Source organism: Cryptosporangium arvum DSM 44712 (assembly GCF_000585375.1).
Taxonomy (GTDB): domain Bacteria; phylum Actinomycetota; class Actinomycetes; order Mycobacteriales; family Cryptosporangiaceae; genus Cryptosporangium; species Cryptosporangium arvum.
In genome coordinates this window covers 5907657-5920793 of record NZ_KK073874.1, presented here as the reverse complement: position 1 = coordinate 5920793, position 13137 = coordinate 5907657, and the positions used below count along the sequence as shown (strand labels likewise).

The following is a 13137-nucleotide window of genomic DNA, read 5'->3' as shown; positions in this document are numbered from 1 at the left end:
CCGCCCCGCCCCCCGCCCCGCCCCGCGCAGCGTCCCGTCCCGTCCCGTCCCGCGCAGCGAAGTGCTCCCCTGCCCCACGAAGTGCTTCCCGCTCCACGATGTGCCTCGCACCCCACAAAATGGGCTCCCGTCCCGAGGAGCACTCCCACCACACGGAGCACTCCCGTCCCGCGAAGCACCCCGCCCCCGCGCAGAGCCCCGCCCTCGCGCAGAGCCCCGCCCGCGCAGAGCCCCCGTCCGTGACGAACCTCGGTCGCAGACCCCTTGCCCGCTCAGACCCGCGCAGACCAGCGAAACCGAAGGAACCCCGGCGCTCAGGCCCGCGAAACAATCGCCCCGCAGGAAACGCCCCCGCACACACCGAACTCGCGCCGCCCCCCAGACCCCTCACAAACCCCGCAAGAACCAACCCGCCCACAGAGCCGCATAACAACCGAACAAATACCTCACAACACCACAAATCACGCCGATATGAACCGGCGATGAGGAGCGGTGGATGACGCGGCCGCCCGCCGGTGTAGCGCCGGTGAGCCGGTGTCTGCGTGGCCTGCGCGGCCCGGCGGGATGGTGGCAGGCTCCGGTCGTCGCCACCCCCCGGCTGATGTCCATCGTCGCCGGCACCTGTTACATCGCCGCGAGCATCGTCGCGACGGTCATCGCGCTCCTCGACGACGCGGCGGGCAACGAACTCACGCTCGGTCTCGCGTCGGTCGGCATCGGGATACTCGTCGGCCGCCTCGGGCAACGCTGGCCCCGGTGGGCGTTCCACCTGGTCATCGGCACCGCGGTCGGCTCGGTCACGTTCCTCGTCGCGGTCAGCGGCAACGAGGCCTACGCCACGATCTACCCGCTGGCGTCGCTCTTCACGATGTTCTTCTTCAGCTGGCCGATCGGCCTGCTCTACCAGGTCGTGATCGCCGCGGCCCTGATCTCCGGAAATGTGGTCTGGGACGCCGTGCCCACCGGTGTCGTCGTCGCGCTGATCGGCACGAACGCGGTGGTCGCCGTGATCATCGGCTGGCTCGTGCGGGAGGCCACCGAGGCCGAGGCCGACACGCTGACGGGGCTCGCCAACCGCCGCGGGCTGCAGCGCGCGCTGGACAACTCGGTCGATTCCGCGCGCCGGGAGGGCACCCCGGTGTCGGTCGCGTTCCTCGACCTCGACAACTTCCGGCGGGTCAACGAGATCCTCGGCAGTGACCAGGGCGACCGCCTGTTGCGCCTCACCGGCCAGGCCTGGCGGTCGATCCTGCCGCCGGGCACGGTGCTGGCCCGCTCCGGCGGCGACGAGTTCGGGCTGGTCCTGCCGGGTGTCACGGCCGGCGAGGGCGCGGCGATCGTGGACGCGCTGCGCGCGACCCTGCCCGACGACCAGACCATGTCGGCCGGGATCGCCGAGTGGCGTGTCGGCGACTCGGCGTCGTTGCTGCTCGGGCGGGCCGACAACGCGTTGCAGCAGGCCAAGATCGCCGGCCGGGCCCGCACGTACGTCGACGTGCACAGCGGCGCGCAGAACCGCGAGATGGTCGACGCGCTGCCGGCGGGGGAGTTCGTCGTCGTGTACCAGCCGATCGTCGACCTGCCCACCGGCACCGTGATCGGCGCCGAGGCACTGCTGCGGTGGACGCACCCCGAGCGGGGATCGATCCCGCCGGTCGAGTTCATTCCGCTCGCCGAGGAGTCCGGGTTCATCCTCGACCTCGGCCGGTGGGTGTTGCAGGTCGCCTGCGCGGAGGCCCGGGACTGGGACTTCACCGAGAACCCCCGCATCTCGGTGAACGTCTCCGGGCGGCAGCTGCACGACCCGAACTTCGTCCCCGACGTCCGGCGCGTCCTCGCCGACACCGGGCTCCCGCCGACGCGGCTGGTGCTCGAGGTGACCGAGAGCATGCTCGAGGCCGACGCCCCGGTGGCGCTGGCCGCGCTGGAGGCGCTCCGGGCCGACGGCGTGCGGATCGCGATCGACGACTTCGGCACCGGGTACTCCTCGCTCTCGCGCCTCGATCGGCTGCCGGTGGACATCCTCAAGATCGACCGCGCTTTCGTCACCACGCTCACCCCCGACACCGGGGTGGCTCCGGTGATCACCGCGATCGTCGCGCTCGCGAACGCGCTCGGGATGAGCACGGTCGCCGAGGGAATCGAGGAGCCGTTCCAGGCGGCGGCGCTGATCGCCCACGGCTGCGGCGCGGGCCAGGGCTGGCTCTACGGGCGGCCCGGCCCGGCGTCCCAGCTGGCCGAGCTGGCCGCGGCGCCGCCGACGTCGGTGGTGGCCACCCGTCCGCAGCTGGAACCGGCGCGGTTCTGACCCTCGGAAGCGGGTCGCGGTGATGCTCTACCATCCGCGCCCATGCAAGCCTTCGCGCGCAGCATCCAGTGGCTCTTCACGGTCGTCGGTCTAGCGATCATCGCGCTGGTCGGGATCAGCGTGGTCTTCGGCGGCAGCGGCTCCAGCGGCGTCGACCTGACGTGTTCGGCCACCTCCGGCGGACCGGTCACGACCTGCGACGGGCACCTGTACGGGCTCGAGAACGGTGTCAAGGCGCTGACGGTGGCGGTCGTCGGCCTCGGGCTGCTGGTGATCGCCGCGGTCATGGCGATCACGGCCGGGGCGGCGGCCCCGCCCCGCTACGGCGTCGGCCCGCAGGGGCCCTACGGCCCCAACGGCCCGCTCAATCAACCGATGCCGACGCCGTACGCCGGCGGCCACCCGCCGTACGGGGCCGCGCCGGGAGCCCACGCCCCCTACCCGGGCCCGACCCCGCCGCAGTAGCGCTAGCCGGCCGCCACCAGCTCCGCGCAGCGTTCCCCGATCATCATCACGGTGATGTTCGGGTTCACCGTCGTCAGCGACGGCAGGACCGACGCGTCCGCTACCCGTAACCCGCGCACGCCGTTCACCCGCAACGACGGGTCGAGGACGGCGTACGGGTCGTCGTCCCGGCCCATCCGCGCGGTGCACGCCGGGTGGTAGACGGTGTTGTGGGTCTTGCGGACGTAATCGAGCAGCTCGTCGTCGGTGACCGCCGCGGGCCCCGGGGCCAGCTCGGCCGCGATCCACCCGGCCAGCGCGGGCTGGGCGGCGATCCGCCGGGCCAGCCGCAGCCCGTGGAGCATGACCCGCTCGTCGTGTCCCTCGGGGTCGGTGAAGTACCGGGGGTCGACCCGCGCCTTGTCCCGGAAGTCGCGCGACCGGAGCCGCACCGTGCCCCGCGAGCGGCCCCGGGTCACGTTCGGCGTCAGGCAGAAGCCGTTCTCGGTGGTGGGGTAGCCCCACCGCACGGTGTTCAGGTCGAACGGCACCGACCCGTAGTGCATCATCAGGTCCGGCCGGTCCAGCCCGGGGACGGTGGCCGCGAACAGCCCGATCTCCCACCACTGGGTCGACTCGGTGACCATCGGCTTCGCGGCGTCCCACATCACCAGGCCTTCGACGTGGTCGTCGAGGTTCGCGCCGACGCCGGGGGAGTCGACGAGCACGTCCACGCCGACCTCGCGCAGGTGCTCGGCCGGACCGATGCCCGAGAGCATCAGCAGCTTCGGGGTGTCGATCGCCCCGCACGAGAGCACCACCTCGCGCCGGGCGGACACCGTCAGCCGGTGGACCCGGTCCGCGGCCAGGTACTCGACCCCGGTGGCCCGGCGGGACGCGTCGAACAGCACCCGGGACGCCCACGCGTCGGTCACCACGGTGAGGTTCGGGCGCGAGAGCACCGGATGGAGGTACGCGTGCGACGACGAGCTGCGGATGCCGTCGGACGAGGCGTTGATCTGGAACCAGCCGGCTCCGTTCACCACGGTCGACCCGGTGTTGAAGTCCACCGTCGGTAACCCCACCGCGGCCGCGGCCTCCAGCACCGCGGCCCCACACGGGTCGGCCGGCGGCACGGTGCGGATCTCGACGGTGGCCCGCAGACGCTCGACCAGCGGGGCGCAGTCCGACGGCGCCCACCCCGGCAGGTCCCAGGCCAGCAGGTCCTCGCGCACCGGGTGGAACGCGATGCACGAGTTGTGCGACGAGCAGCCGCCGAGCACCCGGGCGCGGGAGTGACGCAGGAAGCTGTTGCCGCGCGGCTGCGGTTCGACCGGGTAGTCCCAGTCGTAGCCGGACTCCAGCAGGAACATCCAGTCGGTCAGCCGCAGGATCTTCGCGTCGTCGACGTCGGACGGCCCCGCCTCGAGCAGGCACACCGAGACCGACGGGTCCTCGGAGAGCCGCGCGGCCACCACGCACCCCGCCGACCCGCCCCCCACCACCACGTAGTCGAACGTGCTCATCCTTTGAACCACCGCTGCGGCGCCGGGGCGGTGTTCTGCCAGATGTGTTTGGCCTCGCGGTACTCGGCCAGCCCGGACGGGCCCAGTTCGCGGCCGTTCCCGGACTGCTTGAACCCGCCCCACTCGGCCTGCGGAACGTACGGGTGGTAGTCGTTGATCCAGACCGTCCCGGCACGCAGCCCGCGGGCCACCCGCTCGGCGCGCGCCGCGTCCGACGTCCAGACCGCACCGGCCAGCCCGTACTCGGTGTCGTTGGCCAGCGCGAGCGCCGACGCCTCGGACGTGAACGTCTCGACGGTCAGCAGCGGCCCGAACGTCTCCTCGCGCACGATCCGCATGTCCGCGCGGCAGCCGTCGAACACCGTCGGCCGGTAGAAGAAGCCGTCGGCCAGCGCGGGGTCGTCCGGGCGGCGCCCGCCGGCGACCAACCGGGCGCCGGAGGCGATCCCCGCGGCCACGTACGCCTCGACCTTGTCGCGGTGCGCGGCCGAGACCAGCGGCCCGGTCTCCGAGGCCGGGTCGAGCCCGTTGCCGATCACGATCCGCTCGGCCCGCGCCGCGACCTCGGCCACCAGCGCGTCGTGCAGCGGCTCCTCGACCAGCAGCCGCGCCCCGGCCGAACAGACCTGCCCGGAGTGGAGGAAGACCGCGGTGAGCGCGTAGTCCACCACGGTCTCGAAGTCGCTGTCGGCGAACACGATGTTCGGGTTCTTGCCGCCGAGCTCGACCGTCACCCGCTTCACCGTGTCGGCCGCCGCGCGCAGGATCGCCTTCCCGGTGGCCACCCCGCCGGTGAACGACACCAGGTCGACGTCGAGGTGCTCGACGAGCGCCGCGCCGACCGGACCGCCGCCCAGCACCAGGTTGACCACGCCGTCCGGCGCGCCGGCCTCGGCCAGCAGCTCGACCAGCCGGATCGTGGTCAGCGGCGTGACCTCGCTCGGCTTGATCACCACGGTGTTGCCGGCCGCCAGCGCCGGGGCCACCTTCCAGGCGATCTGCAGCAGCGGATAGTTCCAGGGGGTGATCAGCGCGCACACCCCGACCGGTTCGTACACGACGCGGCTGACGACGGTCGGCTGGCCGGTGTCGACCAGGCGGCCGGGGTCGCTGTCGGCGATCGCGGCGTAGTACCGGAACACCGCGACCACGTCGTCGACGTCCAGGCCGCTCTCGACGAGCGTCTTGCCGGTGTCGAGCGTCTCGGTGCGGGCGATCGTGTCCTTGTCGCGGACCAGCAGGTCGGCGACCCGCGCCAGCAACGCGGCGCGCTCCCGGGTGGGCGTGCGGGCCCAGTCGCCGAACGCCTGCCGGGCCGCGACGACCGCTGCGTGCACGTCGCCGGTGTCGGCGTGATCGACCTGGGCGACGACGCTCCGGTCGAAGGGGTTGATGACGTCGGACTTGCCGCCCGAGCCGGAGATCCAGCGTCCGCCGATGAACAATCCGACCCCTCCGTTGCGTCAGGAGAAGCGTGTTTCTTCTTCGGCAACAGTCTGGCACGTAAGTACAGTTGCGTCATGCGGAACAGCGAGAGGCTCACCCGGGAGGCCCCACCGCCGTCCGGGGGAGTGCAGTCCGTCGACCGCGCGATCAGCGTGCTGGAGATCCTGGCCCGCCGGGGCGAAGCCGGGGTCAGCGAGGTCGCGGCCGAGCTCGCGGTGCACAAGTCGACGGCGTTCCGCCTGCTGGAGACCCTCGAGGAACGGAGCATGGTCGAACAGACCGCGGACCGGGGCAAGTACCGGCTCGGGTTCGGCGTGGTGCGGCTGGCCGGCGCGGTCTCGGCGCGCCTCGACGTCGTCCAGCAGGGGCACGCCCCGTGCGAGCAGCTGGCCGACACCGTCGGGGAGACCGTCAACCTCGCGGTGCTCCGCGAGCACTACGCGGTCAACATCGACCAGGTCCGCGGGCGCGCGACCGTCACCACGCACAACTGGGTCGGCCAGCTCACCCCGCTGCACGCCACCTCCAGCGGGAAGGTGCTGCTCGCCGCGCTCGCGCCGAAGGAGCGCGAGGCCGCGTACGCGGCCGGCGGGCTGGACGCGTACACCCCGGCCACGCTGGTCGAGGTGCCCGTCCTCGACGAGCACCTGGCCGACGTCCGGCAGCGCGGCTACGCCGTGACCGTCGAGGAGTACGAGATCGGGCTGAACGCGGTCGCGGCCCCGGTGCGCGGCGCCGACGGGTCGGTGGTGGCGGCGGTCAGCGCCTCCGGGCCGGCGTACCGCTGCCCGGAGGAGCGGCTGCACGAGATCGCCCCGGCCGTGGTCGCCACCGGTGAGGAGATCAGCCGCCGCCTGGGGTACTTCGGAACCTAGAGCCAGACCACCGCGTGGTTGGTCTCGCCGATCGAGACGTTGCCGACCACCCGGCCGTCGGCGGTGATGCCGGTCGCGTAGCAGTAGGTGGCGCCGGCCGGGTTACGCAGCAGCACGAGGCCCCCGTCCCTCCAGCGGAACACCGTCGGGGTGTCGCCGGAGCGCACCACCCCGGTCACCACGCCGTCCGCGTTCACCGCGGTGGCCTCCCCGGCGTCGGCCAGGAACGACATCTTCCCGCCGTGCCAGAGCACCGGACGGCCCGAGACCGTACCGACGACGTCGCCGTTCGCGTTGAGCGCGGCGACCGTGGCCTCGGGGTCGGTCACGCCGCTACCGGCCAGCAGGTCGGTCATCGTGCCGCCGGCCCAGCGGAACGGGTGCGCGGTCTTCGCGTCGACGCTCGAGGTCCCGCCGACCGACCCGTCCTCGGCCAGCGCGGTCGGGATCGTCTGCGGGCCGCCGAGCGACCCGAGGTCGGTGAACCGGCCGTCCTCCCAGACGAACGCGCGCATCGGCACCGACTTCGTGGTGCCGAAGGTGCGGCCCAGGATCTGGCCGCGGTTGTTTATCGCGATCGGGGCCGACGCCCGGTCGGCGGGCGCGCCGAGGTCGGTGAACCGGCCGTCCTCCCAGACGAACGCCTGCTCACTGCCGGTGGGCGTCGCCGAGGCCCCGGCGATCTGGCCGGCGTCGTTTATCGCGTACAGGCAGGTGGTGCGCCCCGGCCGCTCGAGGTACGTGATCGTCCCGTCGTGCCAGTACAGGCCGACGCCGTTGGCGGTGCAGCCGACCGCGTCGCCGGCGTTGTTGACCGCCTCGGCGTGCGGGCCGAGCGGGCCCAGCGACTGCGCGGTGTAATCGGGGGCGCGCCAGACCGAACTCTCCGGCGCCGGCCCGGTGTTGCCGAGCACGACCCCGTCGGACGCGACGGCCACCGCCCGGCTCTCCCCGCCCTTCGGCGTGAGGTCGAGGTAGGGCACCTGATCCAGGGCGTGGCTCGTCGCGGGAACGGTGAGCAGCGCGATGCTGAACAGCGTTACCGCTAGCAACCGCCCGATCCGTCCGCGCATGATGCCCCCTCGCTGTACTTGGACCGGTTCATTCTGCCCCCGAAGGCAAGTGTGCGGGCAAACCTGAGTCCAAATAGGAGCCTAATGCAACGGTCGTGCCGATGTCGCGTCCGGCGCGCTCGGAGAGGAACCACCGGTGTTCGAGCACTTCGTGGAACACTTCGGCCGGCGCCAGCGGGCCGGCCGGAACGGCGTTCACGACCGGTAGGTACACCTCGTTGAGCCAGCGGTGCCCCGCGGTGGCCTCGGACACCGGCCGGCCGTCGCGCTGCTCGAGGTAGGCGCGGAACGAGCGGATGTCGTTGAGCAGCCGCCGCGCCTGTCCCTCCTGGACCTCCAGGCCGGTGAGCCGGAACAGCTCGCGGCGGTGGTGCCCGGTCTCGGCCACCCGGACGTCGACGCGCAGGCGGCTGCCTCCCGGCTCGGTCACCAGCTCCACCTCGGAGACGTCGAACCCGAGGTCGTTGAGGCGGCGCAGCCGCTCGGCGACGCGGAAGCGCTGCTCCTCCGGCGCGAACACCTCCTCCCGGGTCACCTCGTCCCACAGCGCGTCGTACCGCGACGGGAGGCTCAGCGCCACCTCGATCGGGTCGACGTCGGCCGGCAGCAGGTTCCCGGCGCGCAGATCGAGCAGTTCGCCGCCGACCCGTTCGCTCGCCAGGTCGACGTCGTAGCGGCGCTGACCCTCGGTGAGCGTCGGGTACCGCTCGACGGTCTCGGCGTCGACCAGGTAGGCGGCCAGGTGCCCGGCGTCGGGGCGGAAGAGCGTGTTCGACAGCGAGCAGTCACCCCAGAACACGCCGGCCAGGTGCAGGCGGACGAGCAGCTCCACCAGCGGGTCGAGCAGGCGCTCGACCGAGGACCGGCCGCGCGGGGTGCTGAACAGGTACCGGTAGGACATCGAGTACTCCAGGTACCGGGTCACCAGGATCGCGTCCTGACCGTCGGGGCGGTCCACGCAGACCCCGAGCACGGTCACCGTCGGTAAGCCCTCCGCCTCGAACTCGGTGAGCGTCGCGTACTCGTGCCGTGCGAGCCGCTCGGAGATCTCCTTGAGCGCGTAGACGTGCTCGCCTTCGGCCACGAACCGCACGACGTGCCGGGAGATGCCGCGCTGCGGGATCTCCAGGAGCAGGTCGGGCTCCCACTCGGTGAGCGGACGCTCCCACGGCAGGGTGAGCAGCCCAGCGGCGTCGACCGCGGTCGGGCGGAACACGTAGCGCATCAGGCCTCCCGGGGCGGGGCGGTGCTCCGGCGGATCACCAGCCGGGTGGGCAGGACGACGTGGCGCGGCGACTCCTGCCCGCGCAGCAGCGCCAGCAGCAGGCGGGCGGCGTGGACGCCCTGGTCGCGGGCGGGCTGGGCGACCGTGGTGAGGTCGGTGAGCTCGGCCAGCGGATGGTCGTCGACGCCGATCACCGAGAGGTCCTCGGGCACCCGCAGCCCGGCGCGGCGGATCGTGCGGATCGCGCCCAGCGCCAGCTCGTCGGAGTGGCAGTACACCGCGGTCGGCGGCGCGCGCAGGCTGAGCAGCACCGCCATCGCGTCGGCGGCGGCGGTGCCGCTCCAGTCGATGGTGACGACCAGGTCGTCGTCGATCGGCAGGCCGGCGTCGCGCAGTGCGTCGAAGTACGCGTGGTCCCGCCCGTCCGGCCGGGCGGCGACCGGCTGGTCGGGGTCGACCGCGGAGATCATCCCGATCCGGCGGTGGCCGAGGAAGAGCAGGTGGTCGACGGCCCGCCGGCCGGCGCCCCGGTCGTCGATACGGACGCCCGGGTACACCTCGTCCTGCCCGCCGGCGGCGACGACGAGCACGCCCATCCGTTCCAGGCGTTCGCGCTCGGCGTCGGCCACCTCGAACGCGACCACGACGACCGCGTCGACCTTGCGCCGGGCGGGCAGCCGGTGGAAGAAGTCGCGCCGGTCGTCGGCGTCGCCGACGTGGTAGAGCAGCACGTCCAGGCCGGCGTCGCTGAGCTCGGCCTCCAGGCCGCCGATCACCGCGCCGAAGAACCAGCGGTCCACATGGGGCACCACCAGCGCGACCCGCCCCACCGCGCCGCGGGCCAGCCGGGAGGCCTCGGGGGAGACGACGTAGTCGAGCTCCTCGGCGACGCGCAGCACGCGTTCTCGGGTGGCCGGTGCGACGCCGTAGGAGTTGCTCAGCGCGCGGGACGCGGTGGCCAGGGAGACCCCGGCCAGTCGCGCGATGTCGGCCAGACTGCTCCGCCCCGCCACGGCCGAGAAGTGTAGGGAAGCGTTTCCGACCGTGTCCATAACGGAAACGATGCAGACCTTGACGCAGTGTGCCGTTCGGCCCCACTCTTTTCGGAAACGCTTCCGAAAGTGATCCAGGTCACGTTCGTCTCGGCAATGGTGGCGAGAGAGGCGGAACGATGCGCAAGCTCGTAGTCCCGGCAGCCCTGGCCCTGGTGGCCTCGTTGCTCACCGCGTGCGGTGGCAGCGACTCCGGCGGCCCGGCCACGCTGACGTTCTACAGTTCCAATCCGAACCAGCAACCGATCGTCGAGAAGTGCGCCGCCGAGTCCGGCGGTCGCTACCAGATCGACCTGCAGGCCTTACCGAACACCGCGAGCGGCGCCCGCGAACAACTTCTGCGCCGGCTCGCCGCACAGGACCGCGGGATGGACATCCTGTCGATCGACCCGCCGTTCATGGCCGAGTTCGCCAACGCCGGGTTCCTCCGGCCGTTCACCGACGCCGAACGCAAGCAGTTCACCGACGGCGTGCTCGACGGCCCGGTCGCCCAGGGCCTCTTCGACGACAAGCTGTACTCCGCGCCCGCCAACGGCAACACCCAGCTGCTCTGGTACCGCAAGTCGGTGCTGGCCAAGGCCGGTGTCGACCCGGCCGCCGGGCCGGTGACCTGGGACCAGCTCATCGACGGCGCCGAGAAGGCCGGCGTGACGGTGGCCGGCCAGGGCCGGCGCAACGAGAGCCTGATGGTCTGGGTGAACGCGCTGGTGGCCTCGGCTGGCGGCTCGATCCTGACCGAGGACTCCGAGGGCAAGCCGGCCGACCAGGTGAAGTCCGGTCTGGACAGCACCGCGGGCCGCGAGGCCGCGCGGATCATCGGGAAGCTGGCCCGGTCCTCGGCCGCCTACCCGAGCTTCGGCACCGGCAGCGAGGACGACGCCCGGGCCGCGTTCGCCCGCGCGGACGGTGGCTTCATGGTCAACTGGCCGTACATCTGGGCCGCCGCGCAGGCCGCGATCGACGAGGGCCAGCTGCCGGAGGACTTCCTCGACGACGTCGGCTGGGCCCGCTACCCGCGGGTGCTCGCGGATCGGGAGAGCGCACCGCCCTCCGGTGGCCTCGGGCTCTCGATCAGCGCGTTCAGCCGCAACTCGGAGCTCGCGGTCGAGGTGATCCGCTGCGTGCTCTCGCCGGCCAACCAGAAGCAGTACATGTTCACGGCCGGCGACCCGGCGGTGCTGAGCTCGGTCTTCGACGACCCGGAGGTGCGCGAGCGGTTCCCGATGGCCGACGCGATCCGCGAAGGCATGGACCAGGCGACGCCCCGGCCGGTCAGCCCCTACTACGGCGACGTCACCGCGGCGATCCAGGCCGGGTTCCACCCGCCGGACGAGGTGACCGAGGGCTCGGCGAAACGCACGGGCCGATTGCTCGAGGACGTCCTGTCCAACAAGCGGCTGATCTAGGAGCGACTGATGAGCACCACGATCACCCGCCCGCAGGCCGTCGAGAAGCCCCGCAAGGGCAAGCCGCCGCTCACCGACCGCGCCCGCCACGAGCGGAGGCTCGGCTGGCTGCTCGCCGGCCCCGCGCTGTTCGTGATGGTCGCGGTCACCGGCTACCCGATCCTCAACGCGCTCTGGCTCTCGTTCTTCGACTACCGCCTCACCGACCCCGACGGCCGGGAGTTCGTCTGGCTCGCCAACTACGCGACGATCTTCAGCGACGGGCTGTTCTGGCGGCAGTTCGGCGTCACCGCGGTGATCACGGTCGTCACCGTCTCGGTCGAGCTCGTCCTGGGGTTCGCGCTGGCGCTGGTGATGCACCGGGCGCTGTACATGCGCACGCTGCTGCGCACCGCGATCCTGATCCCGTACGGCATCATCACGGTCGTCTCGGCCTTCTCCTGGCAGTACGCGTTCAGCAACACCTACGGCTTCGTCAACCCCTGGTTCGGCCTCGGCGACTTCGACTGGTTCGGCGGCACCGCGTCGTCGCTGTTCGCGATCTGCGTCGCGGAGATCTGGAAGACGACGCCGTTCATGTCGCTGCTGCTGCTGGCCGGCCTCGCCCAGATCCCGAACGACTACCTCGAGGCCGCCGTCGTCGACGGGGCCACCCCGTGGCAGCGGCTCAAACGGGTGATCCTGCCGAACATGAAGGCCGCGATCATGGTCGCGCTGCTCTTCCGGACGCTCGACGCGTTCCGCATCTTCGACAACGTCTTCGTCATGACCGCCGGTTCGCAGGGCACCGAGACGCTCTCGTTCCTCGCCTACCGGCAGACGATCAGCCGCGTGATGGTCGGGCTCGGTTCGGCGGTCAGCGTGATCCTGGCGCTGCTCGTCGTCCTCATCGCGTTCCTGTTCATCAAGGTCTTCCGCACGGATCTGTCGCAGCAGCAAGGGGGCAAGTGATGAAGGCCAGCCGCCGCGCCGAGGTCGCCTGGATCGTCGGCGGCCTCGCCGTCATCCTCTACGCGGTCGTCCCGGTGCTCTGGATCGTCTCGCTCTCGTTCAAGGGCGGCGACGACATCACCAACCGGCAGTTCCTGCCCTCGTCGTTCACCTGGGAGAACTACGACATCGTCTTCTCCTCCGACCTGTTCACCACCGCGCTGCGCAACTCGATCGGCATCACGCTGATCGCCACCACGATCTCGGTGGTGCTCGCGACGCTCGCCGCCTACGCGGTGGCCCGGCTGGAGTTCCCCGGCAAACGCCTGGTGCTCGGCGTCGCGCTCGCGATCACCGTGTTCCCGATCATCGCGATCGCGACGCCGCTCTTCGACATGTGGCGCGCGATCGGGCTCTACGACACCTGGATCGGGCTGATCATCCCGTACCTGTCGTTCTCGCTGCCGCTCTCGGTGTACGTGCTCTCCGCGTTCTTCCGCGAGATCCCGTGGGAGATGGAACAGGCCGCCCAGGTCGACGGCGCGACCGCCTGGCAGGCGTTCCGCAAGGTCATCGTGCCGCTCGCGGCGCCCGGCGTGGCCACCGCCGCCATCCTGACGTTCTTCGCGGTCTGGAACGACTTCATCTTCGGCATCACGCTGACCTCCAGCGAAGCGTCCCGGCCGGTGCCGGCGGCGCTCGCGTTCTTCACCGGGGCCTCGCAGTTCTCGCAGCCGACCGCACCCATCGCCGCCGCCTCCGTGATCATCACGATCCCGGTGATCATCCTCGTCCTCGCCTTCCAGCGTCGGATCGTGGCCGGCCTCACCGCCGGCGCAGTGAAGGGATAAC

At 71.8% G+C, this 13137-nt stretch carries 11 protein-coding genes; 6 read left to right on the top strand and 5 right to left on the bottom strand.

What is annotated here, in order from left to right:
- Positions 1-496: 496 nt before the first annotated feature.
- Both CRYAR_RS27145 and CRYAR_RS27140 read left to right on the top strand, forming a co-directional pair.
- Positions 497-2308: a putative bifunctional diguanylate cyclase/phosphodiesterase gene (locus CRYAR_RS27145; protein ID WP_051571008.1), complete on the top strand. Its 1812-nt coding sequence runs from the start codon at positions 497-499 to the stop codon at positions 2306-2308.
- Between the two features lie 42 nt (positions 2309-2350).
- The gene (locus tag CRYAR_RS27140; protein WP_035856214.1) at positions 2351-2773 is read left to right on the top strand and encodes a hypothetical protein; all 423 of its coding nucleotides are present in this window, start codon (positions 2351-2353) and stop codon (positions 2771-2773) included.
- A 2-nt stretch (positions 2774-2775) separates the two neighbouring features.
- On the opposite strand, the gene CRYAR_RS27135 is transcribed toward CRYAR_RS27140, so the two are convergent.
- Both CRYAR_RS27135 and CRYAR_RS27130 read right to left on the bottom strand, forming a co-directional pair.
- Positions 2776-4278, bottom strand: a complete 1503-nt coding sequence (locus CRYAR_RS27135; RefSeq protein WP_035856213.1) for a GMC family oxidoreductase — start codon at positions 4276-4278, stop codon at positions 2776-2778.
- Positions 4275-5723 carry an aldehyde dehydrogenase family protein gene (locus tag CRYAR_RS27130; protein WP_035856212.1) on the bottom strand — a complete coding sequence of 483 codons (1449 nt, stop codon included), beginning with the start codon at positions 5721-5723 and terminating at the stop codon, positions 4275-4277. The genes CRYAR_RS27135 and CRYAR_RS27130 overlap by 4 nt, the downstream gene beginning before the upstream one ends.
- A 75-nt stretch (positions 5724-5798) precedes the next feature.
- Between CRYAR_RS27130 and CRYAR_RS27125 the strand changes: the two genes are divergently transcribed.
- Positions 5799-6599 carry an IclR family transcriptional regulator gene (locus CRYAR_RS27125; RefSeq protein ID WP_211247657.1) on the top strand — a complete coding sequence of 267 codons (801 nt, stop codon included), beginning with the start codon at positions 5799-5801 and terminating at the stop codon, positions 6597-6599.
- Here the strand turns inward: CRYAR_RS27125 and CRYAR_RS27120 are convergent.
- From CRYAR_RS27120 to CRYAR_RS27110, 3 genes are read right to left on the bottom strand one after another with little or no spacing between them, the layout of a single operon-like run.
- Positions 6596-7672: a hypothetical protein gene (locus tag CRYAR_RS27120; protein ID WP_035856211.1), complete on the bottom strand. Its 1077-nt coding sequence runs from the start codon at positions 7670-7672 to the stop codon at positions 6596-6598. The genes CRYAR_RS27125 and CRYAR_RS27120 overlap by 4 nt on opposite strands.
- A gap of 28 nt (positions 7673-7700) precedes the next feature.
- Positions 7701-8897, bottom strand: a complete 1197-nt coding sequence (locus CRYAR_RS27115) for a DUF4032 domain-containing protein (RefSeq protein WP_035856210.1) — start codon at positions 8895-8897, stop codon at positions 7701-7703.
- The gene (locus CRYAR_RS27110; protein WP_035866599.1) at positions 8897-9910 is read right to left on the bottom strand and encodes a LacI family DNA-binding transcriptional regulator; all 1014 of its coding nucleotides are present in this window, start codon (positions 9908-9910) and stop codon (positions 8897-8899) included. Before CRYAR_RS27110 ends, CRYAR_RS27115 begins: the two co-directional genes overlap by 1 nt.
- 158 nt (positions 9911-10068) lie before the next feature.
- Here CRYAR_RS27110 and CRYAR_RS27105 point away from each other — a divergent pair, with 158 nt between their 5' ends.
- Genes CRYAR_RS27105 through CRYAR_RS27095 form a run of 3 tightly spaced genes read left to right on the top strand, consistent with a single transcriptional unit; the run spans position 10069 to position 13136 of the window.
- Complete coding sequence (locus tag CRYAR_RS27105; RefSeq protein WP_035856209.1) at positions 10069-11355, top strand: extracellular solute-binding protein; 1287 nt, start codon at positions 10069-10071, stop codon at positions 11353-11355.
- 9 nt (positions 11356-11364) lie between these two features.
- On the top strand, positions 11365-12306 hold the full coding sequence (locus CRYAR_RS27100) for a carbohydrate ABC transporter permease (protein WP_035856208.1): 942 nt from the start codon (positions 11365-11367) through the stop codon (positions 12304-12306).
- On the top strand, positions 12306-13136 hold the full coding sequence (locus CRYAR_RS27095) for a carbohydrate ABC transporter permease (RefSeq protein WP_035856206.1): 831 nt from the start codon (positions 12306-12308) through the stop codon (positions 13134-13136). The genes CRYAR_RS27100 and CRYAR_RS27095 overlap by 1 nt, the downstream gene beginning before the upstream one ends.
- Position 13137: the final 1 nt, after the last annotated feature.